This window comes from Pseudomonas citronellolis (assembly GCF_029335315.1).
GTDB classification, from domain to species: domain Bacteria; phylum Pseudomonadota; class Gammaproteobacteria; order Pseudomonadales; family Pseudomonadaceae; genus Pseudomonas; species Pseudomonas citronellolis_A.
Window position 1 is genome coordinate 1 of the sequence record NZ_JARJLT010000049.1, and the last position, 340, is coordinate 340.

The 340-nt window shown below is 66.2% G+C and carries 1 protein-coding gene; it reads left to right on the forward strand.

Translation table 11 applies throughout. The annotated features are described in order from the left end of the window. The coding region (locus P3W75_RS04165) for a hypothetical protein (protein WP_276226112.1) at window positions 1-340 on the forward strand (340 nt) is incomplete at both ends.

A 340-nucleotide genomic window follows, 5' to 3' on the forward strand; every position in this document is an offset into this window, starting at 1 on the left:
AGGCCGCCGGCAACGTCGAGATCAACGCCAGCGAGCTGATCGACAACAGCGTCATCCGCAACCACTACAGCTACGTCAACCCGGGCGACAAGACCCTCGACACCGGCGTAGGCAGCAACGTCAGCACGCCCATCCCGCTCAACCCGCAGCTGCCGCCGGACCTCGCCCAGCAAGCGGTCAACCCCATCAGCCTACCGGGCTTCCAGCTGCCCCAGGGCGGCAACGGTCTGTTCCACTTCAGCCCGCCCGGCCAGGCCTACCTGATCGAAACCAACCCGGCGCTGACCGGGATGAAAAGCTTCCTCGGCTCCGACTACCTGCTGGGCCTGCTCGGCTACGA